26 protein-coding genes and 1 pseudogene are annotated in these 24,738 nt (G+C 71.6%); 19 read left to right on the forward strand and 8 right to left on the reverse strand.

From position 1 onward, the window contains the following. Nucleotides 1-81: 81 nt before the first annotated feature. Complete coding sequence (locus AB0L56_RS24190; protein ID WP_365426268.1) at nt 82-369, reverse strand: hypothetical protein; 288 nt, start codon at nt 367-369, stop codon at nt 82-84. Nucleotides 370-1,030: 661 nt separating this feature from the next. After that, nucleotides 1,031-1,726, reverse strand: a complete 696-nt coding sequence (locus tag AB0L56_RS24195; protein ID WP_365426271.1) for a response regulator transcription factor — start codon at nt 1,724-1,726, stop codon at nt 1,031-1,033. 436 nt (nt 1,727-2,162) lie between these two features. Here AB0L56_RS24195 and AB0L56_RS24200 point away from each other — a divergent pair, with 436 nt between their 5' ends. From AB0L56_RS24200 to AB0L56_RS24230, 7 genes are all read left to right on the forward strand, one after another. Then, nucleotides 2,163-3,368 (forward strand): ATP-binding protein, encoded by a 1,206-nt coding sequence (locus tag AB0L56_RS24200; protein ID WP_361033715.1) that lies wholly within the window; start codon nt 2,163-2,165, stop codon nt 3,366-3,368. After that, nucleotides 3,365-3,763 carry a roadblock/LC7 domain-containing protein gene (locus AB0L56_RS24205; RefSeq protein ID WP_361033712.1) on the forward strand — a complete coding sequence of 133 codons (399 nt, stop codon included), beginning with the start codon at nt 3,365-3,367 and terminating at the stop codon, nt 3,761-3,763. The genes AB0L56_RS24200 and AB0L56_RS24205 overlap by 4 nt, the downstream gene beginning before the upstream one ends. Further along, nucleotides 3,760-4,134, forward strand: coding sequence for a DUF742 domain-containing protein (locus AB0L56_RS24210; protein ID WP_361033709.1), 375 nt, complete (start codon nt 3,760-3,762; stop codon nt 4,132-4,134). Before AB0L56_RS24205 ends, AB0L56_RS24210 begins: the two co-directional genes overlap by 4 nt. Continuing rightward, entirely contained in the window at nt 4,109-4,711 is a 603-nt protein-coding gene (locus AB0L56_RS24215) for an ATP/GTP-binding protein (RefSeq protein ID WP_190162971.1), read from the forward strand. The genes AB0L56_RS24210 and AB0L56_RS24215 overlap by 26 nt, the downstream gene beginning before the upstream one ends. 103 nt (nt 4,712-4,814) lie before the next feature. After that, nucleotides 4,815-6,116, forward strand: coding sequence for a cytochrome P450 (locus tag AB0L56_RS24220; protein WP_365426472.1), 1,302 nt, complete (start codon nt 4,815-4,817; stop codon nt 6,114-6,116). Between the two features lie 106 nt (nt 6,117-6,222). Further along, the gene (locus AB0L56_RS24225; protein WP_361033705.1) at nt 6,223-7,488 is read left to right on the forward strand and encodes a cytochrome P450; all 1,266 of its coding nucleotides are present in this window, start codon (nt 6,223-6,225) and stop codon (nt 7,486-7,488) included. After that, nucleotides 7,485-8,285 carry an enoyl-CoA hydratase/isomerase family protein gene (locus AB0L56_RS24230; protein ID WP_365426277.1) on the forward strand — a complete coding sequence of 267 codons (801 nt, stop codon included), beginning with the start codon at nt 7,485-7,487 and terminating at the stop codon, nt 8,283-8,285. The genes AB0L56_RS24225 and AB0L56_RS24230 overlap by 4 nt, the downstream gene beginning before the upstream one ends. A gap of 50 nt (nt 8,286-8,335) precedes the next feature. Here the strand turns inward: AB0L56_RS24230 and AB0L56_RS24235 are convergent, their stop codons facing one another. Both AB0L56_RS24235 and AB0L56_RS24240 read right to left on the reverse strand, forming a co-directional pair. Then, nucleotides 8,336-9,151: an SAM-dependent methyltransferase gene (locus AB0L56_RS24235; RefSeq protein WP_361033699.1), complete on the reverse strand. Its 816-nt coding sequence runs from the start codon at nt 9,149-9,151 to the stop codon at nt 8,336-8,338. Nucleotides 9,152-9,242: 91 nt separating this feature from the next. Then, nucleotides 9,243-10,118 carry a helix-turn-helix transcriptional regulator gene (locus AB0L56_RS24240; protein ID WP_365426281.1) on the reverse strand — a complete coding sequence of 292 codons (876 nt, stop codon included), beginning with the start codon at nt 10,116-10,118 and terminating at the stop codon, nt 9,243-9,245. Nucleotides 10,119-10,381: 263 nt separating this feature from the next. Here AB0L56_RS24240 and AB0L56_RS24245 point away from each other — a divergent pair, with 263 nt between their 5' ends. Together AB0L56_RS24245 and AB0L56_RS24250 are read left to right on the forward strand one after the other, a co-directional pair. Next, entirely contained in the window at nt 10,382-10,960 is a 579-nt protein-coding gene (locus tag AB0L56_RS24245; protein WP_365426284.1) for an ATP-binding protein, read from the forward strand. A gap of 88 nt (nt 10,961-11,048) precedes the next feature. After that, complete coding sequence (locus AB0L56_RS24250) at nt 11,049-11,882, forward strand: pentapeptide repeat-containing protein (protein ID WP_365426287.1); 834 nt, start codon at nt 11,049-11,051, stop codon at nt 11,880-11,882. Nucleotides 11,883-11,906: 24 nt separating this feature from the next. On the opposite strand, the gene AB0L56_RS24255 is transcribed toward AB0L56_RS24250, so the two are convergent. From AB0L56_RS24255 to AB0L56_RS24265, 3 genes are all read right to left on the reverse strand, one after another. Further along, a complete protein-coding gene (locus AB0L56_RS24255) occupies nt 11,907-12,320 on the reverse strand; it encodes an SRPBCC family protein (RefSeq protein ID WP_365426289.1) in 414 nt (137 codons plus the stop codon). 108 nt (nt 12,321-12,428) lie between these two features. Then, nucleotides 12,429-12,623, reverse strand: a complete 195-nt coding sequence (locus AB0L56_RS24260; protein ID WP_361033685.1) for a DUF2795 domain-containing protein — start codon at nt 12,621-12,623, stop codon at nt 12,429-12,431. A 404-nt stretch (nt 12,624-13,027) separates the two neighbouring features. After that, entirely contained in the window at nt 13,028-13,468 is a 441-nt protein-coding gene (locus AB0L56_RS24265) for a DNA-binding protein (RefSeq protein ID WP_365426292.1), read from the reverse strand. Nucleotides 13,469-13,567: 99 nt separating this feature from the next. Between AB0L56_RS24265 and AB0L56_RS24270 the strand changes: the two are divergent. Continuing rightward, nucleotides 13,568-13,791 (forward strand): annotated as a pseudogene (locus tag AB0L56_RS24270) (SRPBCC domain-containing protein); the annotation flags it as partial. A gap of 81 nt (nt 13,792-13,872) precedes the next feature. Beyond that, nucleotides 13,873-15,351, forward strand: a complete 1,479-nt coding sequence (locus AB0L56_RS24275; protein ID WP_365426295.1) for a glutamate-cysteine ligase family protein — start codon at nt 13,873-13,875, stop codon at nt 15,349-15,351. A gap of 54 nt (nt 15,352-15,405) precedes the next feature. On the opposite strand, the gene AB0L56_RS24280 is transcribed toward AB0L56_RS24275, so the two are convergent. Next, on the reverse strand, nt 15,406-15,786 hold the full coding sequence (locus tag AB0L56_RS24280) for a hypothetical protein (protein WP_361033676.1): 381 nt from the start codon (nt 15,784-15,786) through the stop codon (nt 15,406-15,408). A 263-nt stretch (nt 15,787-16,049) separates the two neighbouring features. Between AB0L56_RS24280 and AB0L56_RS24285 the strand changes: the two genes are divergently transcribed. From AB0L56_RS24285 to AB0L56_RS24320, 8 genes are all read left to right on the forward strand, one after another. After that, nucleotides 16,050-17,756, forward strand: coding sequence for a hydrogenase maturation protein (locus tag AB0L56_RS24285; protein WP_365426298.1), 1,707 nt, complete (start codon nt 16,050-16,052; stop codon nt 17,754-17,756). Between the two features lie 54 nt (nt 17,757-17,810). Beyond that, on the forward strand, nt 17,811-18,899 hold the full coding sequence (locus AB0L56_RS24290; RefSeq protein ID WP_361033670.1) for a hydrogenase expression protein HypE: 1,089 nt from the start codon (nt 17,811-17,813) through the stop codon (nt 18,897-18,899). 72 nt (nt 18,900-18,971) lie between these two features. Beyond that, the gene (locus AB0L56_RS24295) at nt 18,972-20,753 is read left to right on the forward strand and encodes a nickel-dependent hydrogenase large subunit (RefSeq protein ID WP_365426302.1); all 1,782 of its coding nucleotides are present in this window, start codon (nt 18,972-18,974) and stop codon (nt 20,751-20,753) included. Beyond that, nucleotides 20,750-21,334, forward strand: a complete 585-nt coding sequence (locus AB0L56_RS24300; RefSeq protein WP_361033664.1) for a hypothetical protein — start codon at nt 20,750-20,752, stop codon at nt 21,332-21,334. Before AB0L56_RS24295 ends, AB0L56_RS24300 begins: the two co-directional genes overlap by 4 nt. Next, nucleotides 21,331-21,972 carry a DUF5947 family protein gene (locus tag AB0L56_RS24305; protein ID WP_361033661.1) on the forward strand — a complete coding sequence of 214 codons (642 nt, stop codon included), beginning with the start codon at nt 21,331-21,333 and terminating at the stop codon, nt 21,970-21,972. Before AB0L56_RS24300 ends, AB0L56_RS24305 begins: the two co-directional genes overlap by 4 nt. Beyond that, entirely contained in the window at nt 21,969-22,607 is a 639-nt protein-coding gene (locus tag AB0L56_RS24310) for a DUF6084 family protein (protein ID WP_361033658.1), read from the forward strand. The genes AB0L56_RS24305 and AB0L56_RS24310 overlap by 4 nt, the downstream gene beginning before the upstream one ends. Beyond that, nucleotides 22,604-24,013 (forward strand): hypothetical protein, encoded by a 1,410-nt coding sequence (locus tag AB0L56_RS24315; protein WP_365426307.1) that lies wholly within the window; start codon nt 22,604-22,606, stop codon nt 24,011-24,013. The genes AB0L56_RS24310 and AB0L56_RS24315 overlap by 4 nt, the downstream gene beginning before the upstream one ends. Beyond that, complete coding sequence (locus AB0L56_RS24320; RefSeq protein WP_361033652.1) at nt 24,010-24,573, forward strand: hydrogenase maturation protease; 564 nt, start codon at nt 24,010-24,012, stop codon at nt 24,571-24,573. Before AB0L56_RS24315 ends, AB0L56_RS24320 begins: the two co-directional genes overlap by 4 nt. Nucleotides 24,574-24,738: the final 165 nt, after the last annotated feature.

Consider the following 24,738-nt stretch of genomic DNA (forward strand, 5'->3'; position numbering starts at 1 on the left):
GGAACCTCCGGTATGGAGGGGACTGCCCTTGATATCCACCTTCCGTCACCGCCGCCCGCTTGACGAGGGCCACCCGGCCCCTCACCGGGCGCCGAGCGGGCCCTCATGTTGGCCGGCAGGGCCGGGGGCGAGGAGGACGACTCCCGGGAGACGACAGCGAGGGCCCGGGCCACGTCGGTGGGCGAACAGGCCGAGCTTGACCACCAGGGTGCGGCCGTATCCGGGTTCGGCCGGGGACGCCCAGGTGACGCCCTTGTGCCAGGCCATGGCGGCCCCTGTATCCAGCTGCACCGGCAGGAAGCGCGCCGGTGAGCATCCCGAACCTGGTCCCGCCTCGACGGTGAGCTCCTGGGTGCTCTTCGCGACCACACGGACGGTGGAGCGCCGCCGTCGCGGTACGCGCAAGGAGCGCAAGGCCGCCGCCCGGGCGCCGAAGCCCCCGAGGCCCCCAACACCGCACCGGTACTGCGGGCGCGTCTTTGCCTCCGGGGCGAGCAGCCGCCGGGGGGACCACAGTCCTACGGTGTCCACTGCTGTCAGACGCTCACAGCGGCCTGCGTCCGGCCGCCCGGGAGTCGCTGCTGACCGGGCGCCCGAACGGTGACCGGCCCCGGCCGTGCGCAGCATCCGTGAACGGGGATCGGCGGGGGAATGGGCCGCCCGCATGCTGCTTACGGTGGTACACGGGACACTCCGGGTGGTCGGTGTCAGCCTGCCGGGTCCGGGCCGGGTCGCGCAGCGGCCGACCGGTCCGGAACCGTTGGGCCGTTGGTCCCTCGCTCCGGATCTCACAGTAGGGCCGGGCCGCAGCGGCGCCGGTGAGGTGCGGTCGGGCGAGCGTCCCCGGCCGTACCGGCGACGCGGGTGCGGGCGGTGCACCATCACCCGTCCGGCACTCCTGTGCTGCGGGCCGGCCGGCCCCTGTCATCCGCGACGGCCGGGACCGCACGGCCGGGCCCGGTCACGACGCACCGATGCGGCGGGAGCCCCGCACCGGCACAGGAAGCCGCCCGCCGTGGCCCGTGGCCGGTTAGTGGCCGTCGTGCCTCAGGCGGTCGCGGGCCTCCGTGGCGATTACGGCGGCCTGGATGCGGCGTTCCACGCCGAGCTTGGCGAGCAGGCGGGAGATGTGGTTCTTCACCGTCTTCTCGGCCAGGTACAGACGCTGGCCGATCTGCCGGTTGGTGAGTCCCTCGCCGATCAGCTCGAGGATCTCCCGCTCCCGTTCGGTCAGCCCCGGCAGCACGTCCGGCCGCTCCTGCTCCTTCTGCTGTCCGCCGCGCAGCCGGGCCATCAGCTTGGTGGTGGCGCTGGGGTCGAGCAGCGACTGGCCCCGCGCGACCGTCCGGACGGCCGTCACCAGATCGGAGCCCCGGATCTGCTTGAGCACGTATCCGGAGGCCCCGGCCATGATGGAGTCCAGCAGAGCCTCCTCGTCGTCGAACGAGGTCAGCATCAGACAGGCCAGGTCGGGCATGCCCGAGCGGAGCTCGCGGCACACGCTCACGCCGTCCCCGTCGGGCAGCCGGACGTCGAGGACCGCGACCTGGGGGCGCAGGGCGGGGACGCGCACGAGGGCCTGCTCCGCGGTTGCGGCCTCGCCGACCACCGTGATGTCCGGCTCGTCGTTCAGCAGGTCATGCACCCCGCGCCGGACCACCTCGTGGTCGTCCAGCAGGAAGACCCGGATCGGGTCGTCAGGGCCGGGCTGCTCGCCGTCCGCCATCGCGTGCTCCTCGTTCTCCGCGTACAGGTTCCACTTAAGGATCCTCGCCGGTCCGGGGCCGGATGGCCAGGGCCGGTCGGCCCTGTTCCGCCACCTGTTCCGCCCCCGGTCGCGTCGGGCCCGGAGGAGGCCGTGGCGGTCGTTCACGGGTCACCATCCTGCCCGCTTCACGCCCGCGTGTGTGGGTCTCGTGAGGGAAGTCAAGTGGCTACCGGGACAGGCGTGTTACGGCCATAGAGCTGTTAAGATCATCGGACTTTCAGTAGGCTGGCGGCGCGTCATGAACGCGTACGGGGGACAGTCTCTAAGGCCCCGTCTCGCTGAGGAGTTGAGGCTTTGGTCCGCCCGTGGATCCGCGCCGTGCGACGGCTGGACGCGACCCACGGATCCGCGGGCTTCCCGCTCTCCCGACGCGACGCGACTTGAAGAGAGTCTCATGACGTCTTTGATCAAGGATCCGCTCCTGTGGATCCTGCTTGTGGTGCTCGTCGCTGCGGTCTTCGCAGTGCAGCGGGCGCGGAGAACCAATCTGGCACTCCGAAGAACGAGGAGTGACCTCGAGACGAACCTGGGCCTGGCCCAGGGCCGTATCGACCAGCTCCAGGGGCACATCGCCTCCATGGAAGGCCGGCACCGCGGGGACCTCGCGGACGTCCGCGCCGACGCGGAGTCGGCGACCAAGGCCGTACTGAAGTCGGCGATGGGCACCCTGCAGTCGCTCGCCGAGGAACAGCAACTGCTGCTGGACGGGCTGCTGCAAAAGTACGGCAACGACACCGAGGTGCTCGCCGACCTGATGTCGGTGGACCACACCGGCAGCCAGTTCAGCCGCCGGGCCAAGGGCATCTCGGTGCTGTGCGGCGGATGGCTGGGCCGGCGCGAGGGCGTGGCGACCGTCTACGACGTGGCCCGCAGCGCGCAGGGCCGCATCAAGGACTTCAACCGGGTGAGCATTCACGCCCAGGCCAGCGTCGCCGTCTCCAGCAAGGCGGTCGAGCCGGTGGCCGTGGTGCTGGCCGAGCTGCTGGACAACGCGACCACGTACAGCGCTCCGGGTACCCCGGTCGAGGTCAATATCCAGGCCGTGCCGACGGGTGTGTGCTTCATCGTGGACGACGCCGGTCTGGGCATGGACCAGGAGACCAAGGACCGTGCGGGGGCCCTGCTGTCCGCGGACGGCCCGGTCGACATCACCGGTCTCGGTGACCCGCCGCGGTTCGGGTTCGCGGTGTGCGGCATGCTCGCCGCCCGGTACGGCTTCGCCGTCTCCGTCGGTTCGGTGTCCCCCTACGGCGGAGTGCGCGCAGTGATCCGTGTCCCGGAGAGTCTCCTGGCGGCCGAGGTCGTCATCCCCGCCGAACCGGAGCGGGAGCCCGCGGCCGCATCCCAGGAGGGCACTCCGCATCGGCTGGCCCCCGTCCCGGTGGGCCCGTCGCACGTGGTGGGCACGACGAGCGGCGGGCTGCCCAAGCGCCGCCGGCGTCAGGGACCCATCTCGGTGGTGCCGGCCCCGGAGCCCGCCATCGACGAGCAGACCTCCGAGTCGGCCGGTGAGGTGACCGCGTCGCGCCTCGGGGCGTTCGCTCGCGGCACCCAGCTCGGGCGGAACACGAACACCACGGAAGGACCTGACCACCAGTGAACACCGACCTGTCGTGGGTGCTGAACGACGTGCTCGAGGTGCGTGGAGCCCGCCACGCGGTCCTCGTCTCGGGTGACGGCCTGCTGCTGCAGCGTTCGGACGACATCTCACGCGACGACGCGGAGACCAACGCCGCCGCGATGAGCTCCATGCAGTCCCTCAGCCGGGCGGTCGCCGGCTTCGTGGGGGCCGGGCACGGCATCTGGAAGCAGACGCTGCTGGAGTACGACGGCGGCTGGATCTTCCTGATCGCCGCGGGGCAGGGCGCCTACCTGGCGGTGTCGGCGGCGCTGGACGTCGACATGGAGGCCATGTCGTTCCGTATGCAGAAGACGGTGACGGCGCTGAGCAAGGCGATGAGTGTGGCGCCGCGCGACCACGGCGGCGGCGCATGACGACGCCCGGGGAGGAAGCACCCGTCACCAGTGACTTCGTCCGCTCCTATGTCATCACCGGCGGGCGGAGCCTGCCGTCCTCGGACGAACTGTCGCTGCACACCTTGGTCACCCTGGCTCCCGACCGGACGCTTCCGCTGGGGGCCGGTCCCGAGGTCCGGGCGATCTGGGAGCTGTGCGCGGGCGGCTACCTGTCGGTCGCCGAGGTGGCGGGCCACCTCGGCCTGCCCGTCGGGGTGGCCCGGCTGCTCCTCTCGGATTTAGCGGAACAGGGGCACCTGCTGCGCCGGGCCGAGCCGCCCCGGGCCCAGAACGTTGACAGAGCGACCCTCGAGAAGGTTCTGAATGGACTCCAATCCCTCATCGGCTGAGACGGCGCAGAAATCCATCTACGTCTCCAGCGCGGTGACCAACGCCGCAAAGATCCTGGTCGTCGGGCATTTCGCCGTGGGCAAGACGACGTTCATCGGCTCGCTGTCGGAGATCACTCCGCTGCGCACCGAGGAGAAGATGACCCAGGCGTCCGTCCACATCGACGACCTGAGGGGGGTCGCGGACAAGACCACCACCACGGTCGCCCTGGACTTCGGCCGCCTCACCCTGAGCGACGACCTGGTGCTGTACCTGTTCGGCACCCCCGGCCAGCAGCGCTTCATGCAGCTGTGGGAGGACATGGCACGCGGTGCGCTCGGGGCGTTGCTCCTGGTCGACCCGGCCCGGCTGGAGGAGACCTTCCCCGTCATCGACCTCGTCGAGGGGTACGGCCTGGAGTACGCCATCGCCGTCAACTGCTTCGACCCCGCGGCCACCTACAGCGAGGCCGAGGTGCGCGAGGCGCTGGACCTCCTCCCGGACACTCCTGTCGTCTACTGCGACGCCCGCGACCAGCAGTCTTCCGCCAAGGCGCTGATCGCACTGGTGAGACACCTGCTCGAGCGCGTGGCCTGACCGCCGCGCGCCCGCCCGGACCGGGAACGGCGGTTCCCGGATCACTAAGGAAGACCTCATGGACCCTGACACCTCATCCGCCGCCACCGTCGGCAGATGCCCCATGCACGACACGGCGTTCGCCGCCGACCCGCAGCAGGTCTACGACCGGCTGCGCGCCCACGCCCCGGCCGGCCCCGTGGAGCTCTCCCCCGGCGTCGACGCCACGCTGGTCGTCGGCCACGAGACGGCGCTGCGGGTGCTGCAGAACACGGAGCTGTTCGCCCGCGACGCCCGCCGCTGGACGGCGCTCAACGAGGGCCGGATCGGGATGGACAACCCGCTGCTGCCGATGATGGCGTACCGGCCCAACTGCCTGTTCACCGACGGTGCGGTGCACCTGCGGCTGCGCAAGGCCGTGGTCGACAGTCTGGCGCAGCTCAACATCACCCGGATCCGGCGCGACGTCGAGCCGATCGCCGACTACCTGCTGGACGGTTTCAGCGAGCGGGGCCGCGCCGACCTGCTCAACGACTACGCCAAACTGCTGCCCCTGCTGCTGTTCAACAAGCTGTTCGGCTGCCCGGCGGACATCGGCGACACCCTCACCACCTCCATGTCGGCGATCTTCGACGGCAAGGACGCGCTGCGTGCCAACGAGGACCTCACCGCCTGCCTCATGGAGCTGATCGCCCTCAAGCGGCGCCGGCCGGGCGACGACGTCACCTCATGGCTGATCCAGCACCCGGCCGGGCTGACCGACGAGGAGCTCAAGGACCAGCTGGTGATGCTGATGGGCGCGGGCGTGGAGCCCGAGCGCAACCTCATCGGCAACGCCCTGGTGCTGCTGCTGTCCGGCGCGGGCGGCCGGCAGAGCGGCATGCTGATCGAGGAGGCGCTCGACCACGTGCTGTGGAACCAGACGCCGATCGCCAACTACGCCACCCACTACCCGGTGCAGGACGTGGATCTGGGCGGCTATGTGGCGGAGGCCAACACGCCGGTCGTGATCTCCTTCGCGGGCGCCAACAGCGATCCCGCGCTCGCCGAGGCGCGCCGTGCGCACAGCAGGGGCGCCCATCTGGCGTGGGGCGCCGGGCCGCACGCCTGTCCCGCCAAGGACCCGGCGCAGGTCATCGCGACCACCGCGATCGAGCGGCTGCTCAACGCCCTGCCCGACCTCACGCTGGCGGTGCCGGAGAAGGACCTCGAGTGGCGGCCGGGGCCGTTCCACCGGGCCCTGGTCACGCTTCCGGTGACGTTCAGTCCCACGCCCGCCACCCGGATGGCCGCCGCGGTCCGCAACCGGGCGGCGGCTCCGGGTGCGCAGGGGCCGCTCCCGGCGTCGGCGTCCGCACCGGTCCGGCAGGAACCGGCGCGCAAGAAGGGGTTCTGGAGCAGTTTCCTGGACATCTTCCGGGTCTGATGCACTGCATGTGACAGGAGCAACACGCAGCGGCGCATGACGAGGGAGGGTGGAAGGGTAGGTTCCGGCGGTATTGATCGACAGCGCCCAGCCAAAGGAGCTCTGCGTGACCGCCGTTGGCGACATACGCGGCACCACCACCGACCGCCGAGCCGTCATCTCCCTCCTCCGTCGCCTGCGTTCGGGCGAAGGGCAGGCCAACCCACTGCCGGTCTGGGAGGAGTTGCGGGCCCTGGGGGACGTCGTACGCGCCCCCTGGGGCGGCTATTTCGTCACCGGGTTCGCAGCGTGCAGCCAGGTCCTGCGCGGCAGGAACTGGCTCGTACCGGACTTCGCCTGGCAGGACCGCCAGCCCGACCCCGACCGCTGGCAGGCCCCCGCCACCCGGGAAATGACCCACACCCTCATCCGCCTCAACGCGCCCGCCCACACCTGCCAGCGACGCGCCCTGGGCAACCCCTTCGACCGGGGCGCCCTGGAGACGCTGCGCCCCCGGATCGCCGCCCTGGCCTCCGGGCTGCTGGACGACCTCGAGGAACGGCTGCGCACGGACGGGGCGGCGGACTTCGTCGAGACCGTGAGCGAGCAGCTCCCCATGAGAACCGTCGGTGACTGGCTGGGCATCCCCGAGGAGCACTTCGCGCACATCCTGGACTTCACCCACCGGCAGGTCTACGCCCAGGAACTGCTGCCCACCAAGAGCGAACTGGCCGTGTCGGCCGGAGCGACACTCGAGATGCGGGCCTTCTTCACCGAGCTGATCCGGCAGCGGCGGAAGAGTCCCGGCGACGACGCCCTCACCGGCTGGATCCACTACTGGGACGCCCGGTACCCCGACGACCGGGCCGCCGCGGACCGGGTGCTGTACGACCTGACGATGTTCATCACCATCGCCTCGCTCGAGACCACCGCGGTGCTGCTCACCAACATCGTGTGGCTGCTCACCGGGGAGCCCTCCCGCGCGGACTGGCTGCGCCGCAACCCGCAGCACATCGACGACGCGATCGAGGAGACCCTGCGCTACGACCCGCCGGTGTGGCTCAACTCCCGTGTCGCGGCCGAGGACACCGTCCTCGCGGGTACGCCCGTCGCCAAGGACACGACCGTCCACGTGCTGTACGGGTCGGCCGCCCACGACCCCCGCCGCAACCCCGATCCGCACGTCTTCGACATCCGGCGCGGCGGCGGCCACCTGACCTTCGGCGGCGGCGCCCACTACTGCCTCGGAGCGGGTCTCGGACGGCTCGAGGCCCGCGAACTGCTCGCCCAGGTGCTGGAGCGCTTCCCCACGCTGCGGCCCGCCGCGCCCCCCTCCTACGACACCTCCCGGATCGTCTTCCGCCGGATCACCTCCCTGAAGGTCACCGCATGAACGCCCCGCTGCTCACCGACGTCCCCGCCCTCCCCGCCGAGCGGATACTCAAGACCCTGCGCGTCCACCGGCAGGGTCCTCTCCTCACCGTCCAACTGAACGTTCCTGAACAGGGCAACCCGGTCACCGACAGCATGCTGGACGACCTTCTCACCGTCCTCGACAACCAGGACCCGGCGGTACGGGTGCTGGTGCTCAGCGCCGCCGGGGACGACTTCTGCCTCGGCGGCGACCGGGGCGAATTCGCCGAGCACCTCGCCCACGACCCCGCCGGCGGCGGCATCCGCGCCTCCGGAACGCGGGCCCGGCGCGTCTGCGACGCCCTCGCCGCCAACCCCGCCGTCACCGTCGCCCGCGTCCATGGCAAGGCCATCGGCGCCGGTGTCGCCCTCGCCCTCGCCTGCGACCTGCGGGTCGGCGCCGACACCGCGGTCTTCCGCCTGCCCGAACTCGCCCTCGGCCTGCCGACCGCCTGGGGCGGTCTGCTCCCCCGCCTCATCAGCGAGGCCGGGGCGGCCCGCGTCCGCGACATCATCCTCACCGGCCGGGTCTTCGACGCGGCCGAGGCCCATACCCTGTCGATCCTGCAGAAGGTCGTGCCCGGGGACGCCCTGGACGATGCCGTCACGGCCTGGGTCAAGCCCCTCCTGCGGCGGCCGGCCCCGGCGCTGCGGGTCACCAAGGCCCTGCTGAACTCCCTCACCGCCTCGACCCGGCTCGCCGATGTCTCCGTACTCGACCCCGAACTGATGGCGGCGGTCCTCAGCGAGCAGCACCGCCCCCGCGCCCTCCGCTGACCCCGGCCGTGTGAAGAGCTGACGCGACGGCCGGCGCCCCGGCCGTCGTGCTAGGGCTTGCGGGCGACCGCTCCGTACATCGCGATGTCCTCGTCCCGGATGCCCTGTTCGCCGGTGCCGTCCGGGTGCCACTTGTGCACCTGGACGATGCCCGGGTCCACCAGCTCCAGGCCCTCGAAGAACTCGTGGGCCTCGTCGATGGTGCGCAGCCGCATCGGCATGTTGCGGGCCGCGTACTCGCGGGCCACCCGGCCCACCTCCTGAGGGGCGAACTCCGCCGTGCCGATCGTCATCGCCAGGTAACTGCCCGACGGCAGCGGCTCGAGGAGCCGGCGGACGATGCCGACGGCGTCGTCCTCGTCGAGGACGAAGTGGACGATGGCGATGACCGTGAGGGCCACCGGCCGGTCCAGATCGAGGGTCTCCCGCAGTTCGGGTGCGTCCAGGATGCTCGCCGGGTCGCGGAAGTCGGCCTCGATGTACGACGTCCTGCCCTCGGGCGTGCTGGCCAGGAGCCCCTGGGAGAGGGTGAGCACGATGGGGTCGTTGTCGACGTAGACCACGCGTGCCCCGGGGTCCACCGACTGGGCGATCTCGTGCAGGTTCGGGGAGGTGGGAATGCCGGTCCCGATGTCGAGGAACTGGCGCATCCCCGCCTCCTCGACGAGCCAGCGGACTGCCCGGTTCATCCAGTCGCGGTTGGCCCGCATATGGACGGGGAGCGCCGGCCACTCCCGGGCCATGGCGTCGCCGGCCTCCTGGTCGGCGGGGTAGTAGTCCTTGCCGCCGAGTATGTAGTCGTAGATCCGCGCGGAGTGTGCGTTCTCGGTGTCGATGCGGTCGGCCGACCATCCGTTCTCGGGCACCTCGGGTCTCCTTCGTACGTCGTGAGGGGCGCTGCGTCGGGCGGGGTGTGCGGTGTTCCGGGGGCGTTCCCCTGCGGGAACTCCCCGTGGATCAGAGGTCCTTGCGGATCCGTTCGAGAACGGCCTCGGTTCTTGGCACGGGTGTCGCCTGGGCACTCACCCGGTCGAGCGCCTCCCGGTACACCACGACGTCGGCACCCTTGTCGAGATAGACGGCGCCGACCAGGCCGTCGAGGTAGACGACGTCGGGCAGTTCACGCGCCCGGAACCGGAAGAGCTGGAAGGCACCGGCGCGCACGGCCGGGTGCGGGCCGTTGGAGAACGGCATGATCTGCAGCGTCACCTGGGGCAGGCGCTGGATCTCGATGAGGTGGTCGATCTGCGCACGCATCACGTCCGTGCCGCCGACCGGCCAGCGGAGCACCGTCTCGTCCATCACCACCCACACCCGTGGTGGGGCCTCGCGCCGCAGCAGCTCCTGCCGGCGCATCCGCAGGGCGATCCGGCGCTCGGTCGCCTCGGCCGGGGCGTGCGGGTTGCCCGCGCTCAGCAGGGCGCGGGCGTAGGCCTCGGTCTGCAGCAGCCCGTGCACGATCTGGCTCTCGTAGGCGCGGATCTGCAGGGCCGCCTGTTCCAGGCTGAGGTACGCGGCGAACCAGTCCGGCATGACATCGCGGTAGGTGTGCCACCACCCCCGTTTGTTGGCCTCGCGGACCGACTTCAGGAAGGTGTCGATCTCCTGCTGGTCCCTCACCCCGTAGACGCGGAGCAGCTTCTCGGCGTCCGCGAGTCTGAGCCGGGCGACCTTGGCGGCCTCCATCCGGCGGATCGTGGAGTGACTGACCCCGATGGCCGCGCCCGCCTCCTCGTAGGTGAGACCGGCCCGGCCGCGTAACTCCTCGAGTTGTCTGCCGAGGATCCTGCGCAGGACGGAAGGGACACCGCCCCAGTCGGTCTCCGCGGTCACGCCGTGCCCCCTCAGATCGTGTTCCGGGCTCACCGTCTCACGCGTTCGCTCGCCTGGACACGTTCGATCAGGCGCTGCCGGGAGCAGCATGCCCGCACCCGGCTGCAATTTTCAACTTGCCGCTTGCGGGCCGCCGTTGACAGGTGTCAGAGTGTCCGCACCGTCCCCGCGGCTGCTGAACGGCCGTACGGAGTCGGCCGGTTGACCCCCGGCCGAGGTGGGGCCGGTCCCCCCGCGCGCAGGCACACGAAAGGCCCACGGAGATGGCTCGGCCCCCCTTACCCAGGCAGCTGTACCACGCCGGGAACGAGCTCTCACCCAGATCACCCGGAGGCGGGCAATCGGCTCCACTCCCCCAGCCGCACGGCCCCGGCCGTCTCGCCTCCGGGCCCCACGCCCTTCGTGAGACGCGCGCGTTCGACCTGCCGACCACCCCGGCGTCGGTGCGCACCGCCCGGCGCGGGGTGCGTGAGCTGCTGACCGCACGGGGCATCGGTCACGACCTGTGCGACAACGCTGTCGTCGTGACCTCGGAACTGGTGACCAACGCGCTCACCCACTCGGCCGGCGACCGGATCCGCTTCTGGCTGCTCCTGACGGCGGACGTGATCCGCATCGAGGTCGAGGACCAGGCCCGCGGCCTCGAAGGGCCCGTACTCCGCCGGCCGGGCCCCGACGACCAGAACGGCCGTGGGCTGCTCCTGGTCGACGCGCTCTGCAGCGACTGGGCGGTCACCGACGTTCCGGGCCGGCCCGGACGCACGGTCTGGGCCGAACTGCGCCGGGGGGCCGCAGTGTCGGGGCCCGCGTCGCCGGGCGGAGCGGATCCGCGCACGAGGTGACGGCCGGGCCGGCGGCGGCCGTCTGCGAGAATGGGCCCGGTCCGGAGCACCGCGGTGTGCGGTGCTCACCGCACGACTGGAGCACACGGTGTCGCCACAGCACGAAGCCCCCGCCTCCCCGGGGGACAGCGAGGGCCTGCGGGCCGACTGCTCCTCGTGCTTCGGGCTGTGCTGCGTGGCACTGCCCTTCGCCCGCTCCTCCGACTTCGCCGCCGACAAGCCCGCGGGGCGGCCGTGCTCCCACCTGCGGACCGACTTCCGCTGCGGCATCCACGAGCGGCTGCGCGACGAGGGGTACCCCGGCTGCACCGTCTTCGACTGCTTCGGCGCCGGGCAGAAGGTGTCCCAGGTCACCTTCGGCGGCACCGACTGGCGGCGGGCGCCGGAGACGGCGCGCGGCATGTTCGAGGTCTTCCCCGTCATGCGGCAGCTGCAGGAGCTCCTCTGGTACATCACCGAGGCCCTCGCCCTGCCGGCGGCCCGGCCCGTCCACAAGGAACTGCGGCGGGCGCTGGCCCGGATCGAGGACCTGACCCGGGGCAGCGCCGAGTCGCTGACCGGACTGGATGTGAACGCGCTGCGTGGCGAGGTCAACGTGCTGCTGCTGCGGGCCGGCGAGCTGGCCCGGGCCCATGTCCCCGGCCGCAGGAAGAACCACCGCGGGGCCGACCTCATGGGCGCCAGGCTGTCCGGCGCCGATCTGAGGGGGGCCAGTCTGCGCGGTGCCCTGCTCGTCGCCGCGGATCTCAGCGGCGCGGATCTGCGGGACGCCGACCTGATCGGGGCCGATCTGCGCGACGCCGACCTTTGCGGCGCCGACCTCACCGGGGCGCTGTTCCTCACCCAGGCGCAGGTGAACGCCGCCAGGGGCGACGCCGCCACCGTGCTGCCTTCCGCGCTGGAGCGGCCCGCGCACTGGTAGCCCGACGGCCGGCCGCAGGGACGTTCAGCCGGCCGCGGTGTCGACGCGCAGCCGTACCTGTTCCTCCAGGCGCCTCAGGCTAGAGTCCAGGGCGTCGCACACCCGCTGTTCGCCCGGGTCATGGCTCTTCTCGAAGAAGGAGAGGTGCACCGTGACCTCGCTCGCTCCGCTGTCGATACCCGCGACCTGCAGCCAGCCGGCGTAGCTGCCCCGTTCACGCGTGCCCCATTCCAGCCGCATCTGGTCGCGCTGGGCGCGCAGCAGTGCGGAGGTGTCCTGCTCGCGCCGGGCGTGGTGCACGATGACGGCGGGCAGCTCGTCGGCGCGCACATGGAGCTCCTCGGGCAGCCAGTCAGCCATCTGGTCGATGTTCGCCGCCTGATCGAAGACATGCTCGGGCTGTGCGGGCATCGTGCGTGAACGCTCGTACTCGGTCATGGCCGGTACCGCCTTTCGGTTGGGGCGCGCGGGTGGCGGGCGCCTGCGGGGCGGGGCCGCCTTCGCGACCGGCACGGGCGTGGGCCGCGCGGGCGGCCCGCCTCGGCGTCATTTGTTGTCGAAGACGGCCTTCTGCACGTCGTTGGGGCCGTCGAACTTCTTGCTCCCCGAGTGCTCCAGTTTCTGGACGAGGGTGTCGTCCGCACCGTTTTTCTTCGCCAGTTTGACGAGGTCGTCGCGGCTGGCGGGATAGTCGGCGCCCTTGAGAGCCTTCTGTACGTCGATGGGGCTGATCTCGGCCATGTCGGCCTCCCGTACGGGGACGGCGCGGTGGATCCGCGCGAGGGTACGGCGGGTACCCAGGGCGCGGGCGGGCGATGCGTCGCATGGCCCCGGCACGCGGGTGACCCGTGCCGGCGGGAAGCCGAGTACCCGGCGCACGTCGGTCCGCCCGGATGATTTCGCCCCCGCCGCCCCTTCCCGTCCCGACCTGGGGCTCCGCCCCAGACCCCGCTCCTCAAACGCCGGAGGGGCTGGATTTCGCCGGACGGGCTGAAACAGTGAAAGGGTGGCCATGGACGCCATGTCCTCATCTACGCGCGCCCCAGTGCGCCTGCCGTCCGGGACGGCGGTCGGCACGTCGGTGGCCCACCGGGCGCCGCCTGGCGGCAGGCTGCCCTCGCCGTGGGCGACGCGACGGGCCGTGGTCAGTCCGGGCCGGGGTCGGTGCGTTCGGTCAGCCGCTCGTAGCGTTGTCGGGCGGCCTGGGGGCTGCCGAGGCCGAGGCCGAAGGCGATCTCCGGCCAGGTCATGCCGCGTCCCCGCGCCATCTGAAGGAGACCGACCTCCAGTTCGTCCATCTCGGCACGGGCGCGCGGTACGAGGCTCAGCGCGGCCGTGATGTCCGCGCGGTCCACCTCCGGTTCACCGTCCTCGAGCGTCGCGGCGCCGCTGAGCAGGAACGACACCAGCCGGACCGCCTCGTGCGGGCTGATCACACCGGGGTGGGTCTGGCGACGGCGCTGTCCGTCGGTGGCCGCGTGCCGTTCGACGATGCGGAACAAGGAGGCGTGGGCCCGTTGCTCGCGGACCGCGTCGGAACTCGGCGGTGTGAAGGGGTCGGTGGGGTGTTCAGAGGTCTGCGCCATGGGAGCAAGATTCCTGAATGAACATCTTGTTGTCAACGGAATGAACCTTCGTCGCGCCGATGACTTTCCGCGCTCCCGCCCGTCCACAGATGCGACCCGCCCGGTGGGAAGGCCACCATGGTCAGCCCGGACGGCGGTGAGTTCCCGCTGACCGGCTCCTACCTCGATCTCGACGAGAACCGCCTGCTGGTGGTCGGCATGGACGTCCCCGGGAAGGCCGCGGCCTCGACGACACGGCGGAGGAACGCGACATGGCCGAGCAGGGCAGCACCATGCTCCTCGACAGTCTGACCGCCTTCCTCGCCGGCGGCGAGAAGGGCTGAACCTCTTCACGTGGTCGGAGTCGTCCGCCGGTGCGACGCTTGGGTGGACAGGTTCCGAGGACGAGAGCCCTGGAGGGACCGATGGGACGCGACGTCCCGGCGCTCACCTTCACCCGCGAGGATCGCCGCCGATACCGGATCAAGATGCAGGAGTGCCTTGACGCGCTGGCGCAGATGCTGCGCGAGTCGCGCTTCGAGGCCGAGCGCCCGCAGGTGGGGCTGGAGATCGAACTGAATCTGGTCGACGACCGGGCCGAGCCCGCGATGCGCAACACCGACGTCCTGGAGGCCATCGCGGACCCCGCCTGGGACACCGAACTGGGCCGGTTCAACCTCGAGATCAACATCGCCCCCCGGCGGCTCACGGCGGGCGGCCCGGATGCCTGGGAATCGGAGATCCGCGCGGCGCTGAACCACGCGGAACACCGCGCCACGTCCATCGGCGCGCATCTGATCATGACGGGCATCCTGCCCACCCTGCGGCAGGAGGACGTCGGCGAGGGCGCGCTGTCGGAGAACCCGCGCTACCGGCTGCTGAACGACCAGATCTTCGCGGCGCGCGGCGAGGACCTGCATATCGAGGTGACCGGCATCGACCGGCTGCGGTCCTACGCGGACACCATCACGCCGGAGGCCGCGTGCACCAGCACGCAGTTCCACCTCCAGGTCTCCCCGGAACAGTTCGCCGACTACTGGAACGCGGCGCAGGCCATCGCCGGGGTCCAGGTCGCGCTCGCGGCCAACTCGCCCTTCCTCTTCGGCAAGGAACTGTGGCACGAGACGCGTATCCCACTGTTCGAGCAGGCCACCGACACCCGCCCGCAGGAGATCAAGGCGCAGGGCGTACGACCCCGGGTGTGGTTCGGCGAACGCTGGATCACCAGCGTCTTCGACCTCTTCGAGGAGAACCTGCGCTACTTCCCGGCCCTGCTGCCCCTGTGCGACGACCAGGACCCCACGGAGACGCTCAGCCGAGGCGACATCCCGGAGCTCGGCGAGCTGACCCTGCACAACGGCACCATCTACCGCTGGAACCGGCCGGTGTACGCCGTGGCGCACGACAAGCCGCATGTGCGGGTGGAGAACCGGGTGCTGCCCGGCGGCCCGACGGTCGCGGACACCCTCGCCAACGGTGCCTTCTACTACGGGCTCACCCGTGCCCTGGTGGAGGAGGACCGGCCGGTGTGGTCGCGGATGTCCTTCTCGGCCGCCGAGGACAACCTCAGGTCGGCGGCGCGGTACGGCATCGACGCCCGGCTGTACTGGCCCGGCATGGGTGAGGTGCCGGCGGCCGAACTCGTGCTGCGGCGGCTGCTGCCCCTGGCGCACCGCGGTCTGGAGCGCTCAGGGATGGACGAGGCCTGGCGGGAGCCGCTGCTCGGCGTCATCGAGCAGCGCTGTGTGACGGGCCGCAACGGGGCGGTGTGGCAGAAGGAGATGTTCCATCACATCGACGCCACCGCGCACTGCGGCCGCCATGAGGCGCTGCGGCGCATGACACAGCAGTACATCGAGTACATGCACCTCAACGCCCCGGTCCACACCTGGCCCGTGGAGTGACCCGGCCGGTGACGCGGACCAGTCCGCACCGGGCCTTTCCGCGCTGCCCGTCCGTCAGCCGGGCCGGGGTCCGGAGTCGTCGGGGTCGACCCCGGTGAAGGCGGAGTCGTCCTTGGTGCCGCTGGGGCGCGCGGACCGGCCCCGGGGTCCCGTGTCCTGCCTCCCCTCCTCGCTCCGCTCCGCGTACTCCTCGCCCCGCTGCGTCTCGCTGCTTGCGACGTCGCCCGGGACGGACGTGCGTTCCTCCTCGGCTTGCTCGCGGCCCGCTCCCCGTGACGGCGCGTTTTCCTCCGTGTGGAAGGAGCGGCGAGCGCTCGGGTTCTCCTGCTGCCGTGTCTCGTCGACGTCGGGCGACCAGCCGTGGTGTTCGGTCCCCTCATGGCGACTGGGCCCGTGGTCCCGCGACGGCTTCGGCGACTTGCGATCATCGGGCATGTGTCGGCCCACCTGTTCACTCGTAGGGAGCACATTTCGTCAGTGCCCCGGCACAAAAAGCCTCCCACTCATCTGGATCCGGGGCATGTCGGATGAAGTCGGGATCTGTACCACCTGACCGCCTCGCAGGTGGTCGGAACCATCACTCGCACGGGTGATGAGTGGGATTCGTGTCGACGCTCCGGGCCCCGGATGCCCGACCATCGCAGACAGCCGGGCCGCCTCCCGCCGACGGCCTCAGCACCCCGGAAGGGCTGTCGCCCATGCGCATCCTGCTCATCGCCAGTGCCTACAACAGCCTCACCCAGCGGGTCCACGCGGAACTGCGGGTCCGCGGGCACGCCGTCGCCGTCGAGGTGACGCCCACGAGCGGTGACGTCGTCCGCGCCGTGGACCGGCACGATCCCCGGCTCGTCGTGGCGCCGATGCTCAAGACGGTCGTCCCCCGCGAGGTGTGGACGACCCGGACATGTCTGATCGTGCACCCGGGGCCCGTCGGCGACCGGGGACCGTCCTCCCTGGACTGGGCGATCCACGAGGACGCCACCGTCTGGGGCGTCACCGTGCTCCAGGCCGAGGAGGAGATGGACGCGGGGCCCGTATGGGCCACGGCGGCGTTCCCCGTGACACGGACCGGCAAGAGCGATCTGTACCGCAACGAACTGTCCGACGCCGCCGTGGACGCCGTACTGACCGCCGTCGAACGGTTCGCCTCCGGCCGCCACTCCCCCGCCGCGCAGAGCTCCCTGCCGGCCGTGCCGGGCGCCCGCACCCGCCCGCCGATGCGACAGGAGACCCGCCGCATCGCGTGGGCCGACGATCCGACCGGGACGGTGCTGCGCAAGCTGCGCGCCGCCGACTCGCAGCCCGGTGTCCTGGACGAACTGCTCGGCGGAGAATGGTTCCTGCACGGCGGTCATCCCGAGTACCGGCTGCGCGGACGCCCCGGCGAACTGCTGGCGACCCGGGCGGGCGCGGTCTGCCGGGCCACGGCCGACGGCGCGGTGTGGCTGCCCGAACTGCGGGCCCGTACCGGTCCCGGCGCGCCGCGTGCCTGCAAGCTGCCCGCCGTGCTCGCCCTGGGCGACCGGCTGCCGCGGCTGCCGCGGCTGTCCACGCCGCCGCTGTGCCCCGCCGGGGAGGGTGCCCCCTGGTCGGACATCCGGTACCGGGAGGACGGCCCGGTGGGAACGCTGTGGTTCTCCTTCCCCGGCGGCGCGATGTCCACCGACCACTGCCGGCGGCTGCTGGAGGCGTACCGGGCGGCCTGCGAGCGGCCCACGTCCGTGCTGGTCCTCGGGGGCGGCCGCGACTTCTTCTCCAACGGCATCCACCTCCATGTCATCGAGGCGGCGGCGGACCCGGCGCTGGAGTCCTGGTCCAACATCAACGCCATGAACGACCTGGTCGAGGCCGTCCTGACCACGAACGACCGGCTCGTCGTGGCCGCGGTCGGCGGCAACGCGGCAGCCGGGGGCGTCATGCTGGCGCTGGCCGCGGACGAGGTGTGGTGCCGTTCCGGCTCGGTGCTCAACCCGCACTACCGCCTCATGGGCCTGTACGGCTCCGAGTACTGGACCTACAGCCTGCCGCGGCGGGTGGGAGCCGCGGCGGCGGAGCGGCTCATGCGGGAAGCCCTCCCGGTCGGGGCCGGACAGGCCCGGGACATCGGCCTGGTCGACGAGGTGATCGAACGCGCTCCGGCCCGCTTCTCCTCCGAGGTCACCCGGCTGGCTCAGCGACTGGCCGGCTCCTCCCCGGCGCAGTCGCGGCTCGTCGCGAAGAAGGCCGAAAGCGAGCGCCGGGAGGCCGTCACCCCACTGGCGGCCGTGCGCGAGCGGGAACTCGCGAACATGCACAGGATCTTCTTTGACCCCACCGCGCCCTACCACGCCCTCCGCAGGGCCTTCTGCCGCAAGGAACCGCCGCCGGTCCCGCCTGCGGTGCCGCCCGATGTGGCCGACGCTTGAGCCACGGACCCGGCCGAGACATCGGCATCGCCGCATTCCTCCCCAGGAGCCCCGATGAACGCAGCACCCCCGACCACGAGCGCCGAGCCGGAGACGTCCGGCGCCGTCGGCACGGACGACAAGCCGATCCACATCCTCTGGATCAACGCCGGCCTGAGTTGCGACGGCGACTCGGTCGCCCTGACGGCCGCGATGCAGCCCAGCATCGAGGAGATCGCGCTCGGCGCTCTGCCCGGCCTGCCGAAGATCGCCGTGCACTGGCCGCTCATCGACTTCGAGTGCGGACCGGTCGGGGGCGCGGACACGTTCATCGAGTGGTTCTTCAAGGGCGAGCGCGGGGAGATCGATCCGTTCGTCCTGGTGATCGAGGGGTCCGTGCCGAACGAGTCGATCAAGAAGGAGGGCTACTGGTGCGGCTTCGGGGACAACCCCGAGACCGGTCAGCCCATCACCACCAGCGAGTGGATCGACCGGCTCGCTCCCAAGGCCCTCGCCGTCGTGGCCATCGGCACCTGCGCCACCTACGGCGGCATCCACGCCATGGCGGGGAACCCGACCGGCGCGATGGGCGTGCCGGACTATCTGGGCTGGGACTGGAAGTCGGAGGCCGGCATCCCCATCGTGTGCGTCCCGGGCTGCCCCATCCAGCCGGACAACTTCGCGGAGACCCTCACCTATCTGCTCTATCAGGCCGCGGGCTCCGCGCCGATGATCCCGCTGGACGACAAGCTCCGCCCCAGATGGCTGTTCGGGGCCACCGTGCACGAGCAGTGCGACCGGGCCGGCTACTACGAGCAGGGCCAGTTCGCCATGGCGTACGACTCCCCGCAGTGCCTGGTGAAGATCGGCTGCTGGGGTCCCGTGGTGAAGTGCAATGTGCCCAAGCGCGGCTGGATGAACGGCATCGGCGGCTGTCCGAACGTCGGCGGCATCTGCATCGCCTGCACCATGCCCGGCTTCCCCGACAAGTTCATGCCGTTCATGGACGAACCTCCCGGCGCGAAGCTCTCCACGACCGCCAGCGGCGCCTACGGAGGCGTGGTGCGCAAGCTGCGGACCATCACGGCACGGACGGTGGACAAGGAGCCCAAGTGGCGGCACACCGGCCGGAAACTCACCACCGGCTACCGGCCGCCCTGGTGACCGGCGCCCCCTGCCCCGCTGTTCCGCCGACCCCCTCACCGACCCGAACGACCGAAGGGCAGCACCGACACAATGGCGACCTCGACGACGACCGGTGAGAGCACCGGCCTGGTGGAGATGGCATGGGACCCGATCACCCGGATCGTGGGCAGCCTCGGCATCCACACGAAGATCGACTTCAAGCAGAAGCGGGTCGCCGAGTGCTACAGCACCTCGTCGGTCTTCCGCGGCTACAGCGTCTTCATGCGGGGCAAGGACCCGCGCGACGCGCACTTCATCACCAGCCGCATCTGCGGCATCTGCGGCGACAACCACGCCACCTGTTCGGTGTACACGCAGAACATGGCGTACGGCGTGAAGCCGCCGCACCTCGGTGAGTGGATCATCAACTGCGGTGAGGCCGCGGAGTTCATGTTCGACCACAACATCTTCCAGGAGAACCTGGTGGGGGTCGACTACTGCGAGAAGATGGTCCGCGAGACCAACCCGGGCGTCCTCGAGCTCGCCGAACGCACCGAGGCGCCGCACGCCGCCGTCCACGGCTACCGCACCATCGCCGACATCATGCGCTCGCTCAACCCGCTGGAGGGCGAGTTCTACCGGGAGGCGCTCCAGGTCAGCCGGTACACGCGGGAGATGTTCTGTCTGATGGAGGGCCGCCACGTGCACCCCTCCACGCTGTACCCGGGCGGGGTCGGCACCATCGGATCGGTGCAGCTCTTCACGGACTACATGACCCGCCTGATGCGGTACTGCGAGTTCATGAAGCGGGTCGTGCCGCTCCACGACGACCTGTTCGACTTCTTCTACGAGGCACTGCCCGGCTACGAGGAGGTCGGCCGCCGGCGTGTGCTGCTGGGCTGCTGGGGCGCCTTCAACGATCCCGAGTACTGCGACTTCACCTACGCCAACATGACGGACTGGGGACGGCGCATGCTCGTCACCCCCGGTGTGATCGTGGACGGCAGGCTGGTCACCAACGACCTCACCGAGATCAACCTCGGCATCCGCATCCTGCTGGGCAGCTCCTACTACGAGGACTGGGAGGGCCAGGAGCGGTTCGTCACCCACGATCCGCTCGGCAACCCCGTCGACCCGCGCCATCCGTGGAACCAGCACACCATCCCGGCGCCCCAGAAACGCGACTTCGACGACAAGTACAGCTGGGTGATGTCGCCACGCTGGTTCGACGGCAAGGAGCATCTGCCGCTGGACACCGGCGGCGGTCCGCTCGCCCGCCTGTGGTCCACCGCGCTGTCCGGGCTCGTCGACATCGGGTACGTCAAGGCGACCGGGCACAGCGTCGTCATCAACCTGCCGCGCACGCTCACCATGCCGGAGACCACCTTCGAGTGGAAGATCCCGCAGTGGTCCAACGCCCTGGAGCGCAACCGCGCCCGCACCTACTTCCAGGCGTACGCCGCCGCCGTGGCCCTGCACAGCGCGGAGAAGGGCCTGGAGGAGGTGCGCGCCGGACGCACCCAGACCTGGGAGAAGTTCGAGGTGCCGGACGAGTCGATCGGCGTCGGCTTCACCGAGGCGGTGCGCGGCGTCCTGTCGCACCACATGGTCATCCGGGACGGGAAGATCGCCAACTATCACCCGTACCCGCCGACGCCGTGGAACGCCTCCACCCGTGACAGCTACGGCACCCCGGGCCCGTACGAGGACGCGGTGCAGAACACGCCGATCTTCGAGGAGAACTCCCCGGAGAACTTCAAGGGCATCGACATCATGCGCACCGTGCGCAGCTTCGACCCCTGTCTGCCGTGCGGTGTCCACATGTACGTCGGCGACGGCCGGACGGTGAAGTCGATGCACGTGCCCACCGGCCTGAGCGGGCTGGCCGGATGAGCGGCGCGCAGGGCACGCCGGACGCGGAGACGGCCGGGCGGATGGTGGAGGAGGTCCTCGACCGGCTCGCCTCCTCGGGCGACCGCGCGGCGTGCGAGGCCGCCGAGGAACTGGTGCGCGTCCTCATGGAGTTCTACGGCGGCGGGTTCGCGCGGGCCCTGGACCTGCTCGGCCGCCGCCCGGAGCGGCCTGCCCGTGAGGCCCTGGACGCGCTGCTGCGTGACGAGCTCGTCGCGGGCCTGCTGGTGCTGCACGGGCTGCATCCCGAGGACGCGCCGACCCGGATCGCCCACGCCCTCGACGCCCTCCCCCAGGACGTGGAGAGCACCGGCTTCGATGCGGTCACGGGCGAGTTGCGGCTGCGGACGGCCGGCTCGGGGGGCTGCGGCTGCGGCGGCTCCCGGGACGCCGTCGAACGGGCGGCCCTGGACACACTCGCCTCCTTCGCCCCCGAGGTGACGGCGGTGACATGGGAGGCGGACCCGGTAGCCGAGCCGGTGCTGCTCCAGATCGGGGCGGGTCCGCCGGGCCCCTCCCCGTCGGAGCCGGAGGGCCGCCCGGCGGCCACCACGGCACCGTGACCACGAGCCGTCCCCCGGTGCGACGGGGCCTGTTCCGGTTCACCGCGCCCCGGCCGCCCCGCGACGAACGCTGCGAGCTGTGCTCGGCCGCCCTGCCGGACCCCGGCCACCGGCATCTCGTCGACACCGAGAACCGGGCCCTGGCCTGCGCCTGTGACCCCTGTGCCCGGCTGCTGGACACCTCGGGCGCCTCCACGGGCCGGTTCCGTGCGGTTCCGGGCCGCACTCTGAGCGACCCCGGGCACGGACTCGACGAGGCCTCCTGGGAGCGGCTGCGCATCCCCGTCGGCGTGGCGTTCTTCTTCCGCAACTCCGCCCTCGGCCGGCCGGTCGCGTTCTACCCGAGCCCGGCCGGCGCCACCGAGAGCGAACTGGAGCCGGAAACCTGGGAGTTGCTGCTGGCCGCCTCCCCCCTGGCCGCGCTCTTGGAACCCGATGTGGAGGCGCTGCTGCTGCGCCGCCACCAGGGGCGGGTGGAGTGCCATCTGGTGCCGATCGACATCTGTTACGAACTGGTGGGCCGTATGCGACTGCGGTGGCAGGGCTTCGACGGTGGCGCGCAGGCACGCGCCGAGCTGGAGGAGTTCTTCGGCCATGTGCGCGAGCGGGCCCGTGACATCGGGGGGAGCCCGTCGTGACCGAGTTCGGCTTCGCCTGCACCGGGGTGCGCGCCGACCCGTACGCCGCGGGTCCGGCGCTGGTGTTCCGGCTGCGGGTCAGCGCGTCCCCGGGGGCGCGGGTGCACGCGCTGGCGCTGCGCTGCCAGATCCGTATCGAGCCCGCGCGCCGGGGCTACGACGACACTGAGGCCGCCGCCCTGACCGATCTGTTCGGGGAACGGTCCCGCTGGGGCAGCACCCTCAACCCCATGGAGTTCGCCCAGGTCCCGGTGATGGTCTCGGGGTTCACCGGCGAGACCGAGACCGACCTGGTGGTGCCCTGCACCTACGACATGGACATCGCCTCGTCCCGCTACTTCCACGCCCTGGACGACGGGGAGGTGCCGCTGCGGATGCTGTTCTCCGGGACCGCGTTCACCGGGGCCGGCGGGTTCCGGGTCGAGCCCGTCCCCTGGGACAGGGAGGCGGTGTTCCGGATGCCGGTAAGGACCTGGCGGGAGATGGTCGACCGGCACTTCCCCGGCTCGGGCTGGATCCGGCTGCCGCGGGACGCCATGGACGCGCTGCTCGCCTACCGGTCCCGGCGGGCGCTGCCCTCGTGGCAGGCGACCCTCGACGACCTGCTGGACGCCGCGGGTGAGAGGACACGATGACCACGACGACGTTCACCGCCTCGGCCGAGGCCCGTCTCGCGGTGGCCCGGCAGGTCGCCGACGCCGTGCTGTTGGAAGGGTACGTGCTCTATCCGTACCGGGCGTCGGCGGCCAAGAACAGGCTGCGCTGGCAGTTCGGGGTGCTGGTGCCCCCGTCCTGGACGGCGACGGCCGCGGAGCACGAGTTCCAGCACACGGAGCTGCTGATGGAGCCGCGCCGGGGCACGGTCCTGTCCGTCGAGGTGCGTTTCCTGCACGCCCGGCGGCGCATGGTGCAGCGGGTCCTGCCGGACGGCGACTTCGAGACCGTCGGCGAACTGCGCCTGGCGGACCGGGTGATCGTTCCGTGGGACGAGGGCCGGGAGGAGCGGGTCCGGCTCACCGTTCCCGTCGAGGAGCTGTCGGGCTCCGGCACCGTCGTCCCGTTCGGCAGGCCGGCCGGTGAGGAGACCGAGCCGGTCGCGGACGCCGACGGAACGGTCGTGGGGCGGCTGGTGCGGCGCCATGAGGCGGTGGAGGGCCTACTGCGTCTGTCGGTGAGCCCGCTGGACGGCCCGTACGCCACGCAGCGGCTCCGTGTGGTCGTCGAGAACACCGGCGAGTGGCTGCCCGAGGAGGGCGACGACCGAGACGCGGCCCTGTCCCGCTCGCTGGTCGCCACGCACACGCTGCTGCATCTGGACGCCGGGGGCTTCCTGTCGCTGACGGACCCTCCGGAGTGGGCCCGAGGCGCCGCCGCGGCCTGCCGCAATCTGCACACCTGGCCCGTGCTGGCCGGGGAGCCGGACTCCCGTGACCTGGTGCTCTCCTCCCCGATCATCCTGGAGGACCATCCGGCCATCGCCCCGGAGAGCCTGGGCGCCCTGTACGACGCCACGGAGATCGACGAGATCCTCGCCCTGCGCACCGCGGCCCTCACCGACGAGGAGAAGCGTGAGGCGAGAGGTACGGACGACCGGGCCGCGGCGGTGATCGACCTCACCGACTCGATGCCCGCGGAGGTACTGGAGCGGCTGCACGGCGCGGTCCGCGGGCTGCGTGAGGTCACCGCGCCCGCCCCGCCGGTGCTCCGTGACGCCGAGGGCGGCCTCGCCCGGCCGGACACCCCCTGGTGGGATCCGGGAGCGGACGCCTCGGTGGACCCGGCCCACGACCACGTCCTGGTCGACGGGCGGGAGGTGCGGGCGGGCAGCCGCGTCGTGCTGCGGCCCCGGCTGCGGCACACCGACGCCCAGGACCTGTTCCTCGCCGGGCGGCGCGCCCTGGTGGAGGCGGTCCTCCACGACGTCGACGGGGGCGTGCACATCGCGGTCACCGTCGAGGACGACCCGGGCGCCGACATCCGCCGCGAACAGGGCCGTTACCTCTACTTCCAGCCCGACGAGATCGACGTGGAGGCGCCGTGACCGGCGCCGACGCACCCCCGCGCACCCTGGTCGCCGGGGTCGGCAACATCTTCCTCGGCGACGACGGCTTCGGCGTCGAGGCCGCCCGCGTCGTGGCCGGACGGCCGCTGCCGGAGGGCGTCGAGGTCGCCGACATCGGCATCCGCGGCGTCCACCTGGCCTACCGGCTCCTCGACGGGTACGACACGCTCGTCGTGCTCGACGCGACGGCGCGGGGCGGGCAGCCGGGCACCCTGTACGTGATCGACGCGGCCGGGGCCGCCGGCCGGCCGTCACCGGACGGTGTCCCTCTGGACGGCCACCGCATGTCGCCCGACGCGGTGTTCGCCCTGCTCGACACCCTGTGCGCGGGCACCGGCGCGGTGCCGCCCCGCCGCATCCTCGTCGTGGGCTGCGAACCCGCCTCACTCGAGGAGGGCATCGGCCTCAGCCCGCGGGTCGCCGCCGCGGTGCCCGAGGCGGCGCGTCTGGTCGCCGGTCTGATCGGCGGGCCGGCCGGCGACCAAGCCCTGATCCGGCCCGACGGCACCCCCCTTCCAACCCTTCGGAGAGCACCATGAGCAAACGCATCGTCGGCGGTGTCGCCGCCGTTCTCACCCTGTCCGCACTGGTGGCGATCGCCGTGAACCTCTGGCCGGACGCGCGGCGTTACCTGCGCATGCGCAGGATGTGAGCCCCGCCGATCGGGCTATGGCCCCGGCGTGCCGGGCCGTCCGCCGCCCCGG

This window comes from Streptomyces sp. NPDC052079 (assembly GCF_040680275.1).
GTDB lineage: Bacteria > Actinomycetota > Actinomycetes > Streptomycetales > Streptomycetaceae > Streptomyces.

Excerpts from the sequence above, each read along its gene's own strand:
- AB0L56_RS24195 (WP_365426271.1), bottom strand. The coding sequence starts at position 1,726 with ATGGCGGACGGCGAGCAGCCCGGCCCTGACGACCCGATCCGGGTCTTC.
- AB0L56_RS24200 (WP_361033715.1), top strand. The coding sequence starts at position 2,163 with ATGACGTCTTTGATCAAGGATCCGCTCCTGTGGATCCTGCTTGTGGTG.
- AB0L56_RS24210 (WP_361033709.1), top strand. The coding sequence starts at position 3,760 with ATGACGACGCCCGGGGAGGAAGCACCCGTCACCAGTGACTTCGTCCGC.
- AB0L56_RS24215 (WP_190162971.1), top strand. The coding sequence starts at position 4,109 with ATGGACTCCAATCCCTCATCGGCTGAGACGGCGCAGAAATCCATCTAC.
- AB0L56_RS24220 (WP_365426472.1), top strand. The coding sequence starts at position 4,815 with ATGCACGACACGGCGTTCGCCGCCGACCCGCAGCAGGTCTACGACCGG.
- AB0L56_RS24230 (WP_365426277.1), top strand. The coding sequence starts at position 7,485 with ATGAACGCCCCGCTGCTCACCGACGTCCCCGCCCTCCCCGCCGAGCGG.
- AB0L56_RS24245 (WP_365426284.1), top strand. The coding sequence starts at position 10,382 with ATGGCTCGGCCCCCCTTACCCAGGCAGCTGTACCACGCCGGGAACGAG.
- AB0L56_RS24255 (WP_365426289.1), bottom strand. The coding sequence starts at position 12,320 with ATGACCGAGTACGAGCGTTCACGCACGATGCCCGCACAGCCCGAGCAT.
- AB0L56_RS24260 (WP_361033685.1), bottom strand. The coding sequence starts at position 12,623 with ATGGCCGAGATCAGCCCCATCGACGTACAGAAGGCTCTCAAGGGCGCC.
- AB0L56_RS24265 (WP_365426292.1), bottom strand. The coding sequence starts at position 13,468 with ATGGCGCAGACCTCTGAACACCCCACCGACCCCTTCACACCGCCGAGT.
- AB0L56_RS24275 (WP_365426295.1), top strand. The coding sequence starts at position 13,873 with ATGGGACGCGACGTCCCGGCGCTCACCTTCACCCGCGAGGATCGCCGC.
- AB0L56_RS24280 (WP_361033676.1), bottom strand. The coding sequence starts at position 15,786 with ATGCCCGATGATCGCAAGTCGCCGAAGCCGTCGCGGGACCACGGGCCC.
- AB0L56_RS24285 (WP_365426298.1), top strand. The coding sequence starts at position 16,050 with ATGCGCATCCTGCTCATCGCCAGTGCCTACAACAGCCTCACCCAGCGG.
- AB0L56_RS24290 (WP_361033670.1), top strand. The coding sequence starts at position 17,811 with ATGAACGCAGCACCCCCGACCACGAGCGCCGAGCCGGAGACGTCCGGC.
- AB0L56_RS24295 (WP_365426302.1), top strand. The coding sequence starts at position 18,972 with ATGGCGACCTCGACGACGACCGGTGAGAGCACCGGCCTGGTGGAGATG.
- AB0L56_RS24300 (WP_361033664.1), top strand. The coding sequence starts at position 20,750 with ATGAGCGGCGCGCAGGGCACGCCGGACGCGGAGACGGCCGGGCGGATG.
- AB0L56_RS24315 (WP_365426307.1), top strand. The coding sequence starts at position 22,604 with ATGACCACGACGACGTTCACCGCCTCGGCCGAGGCCCGTCTCGCGGTG.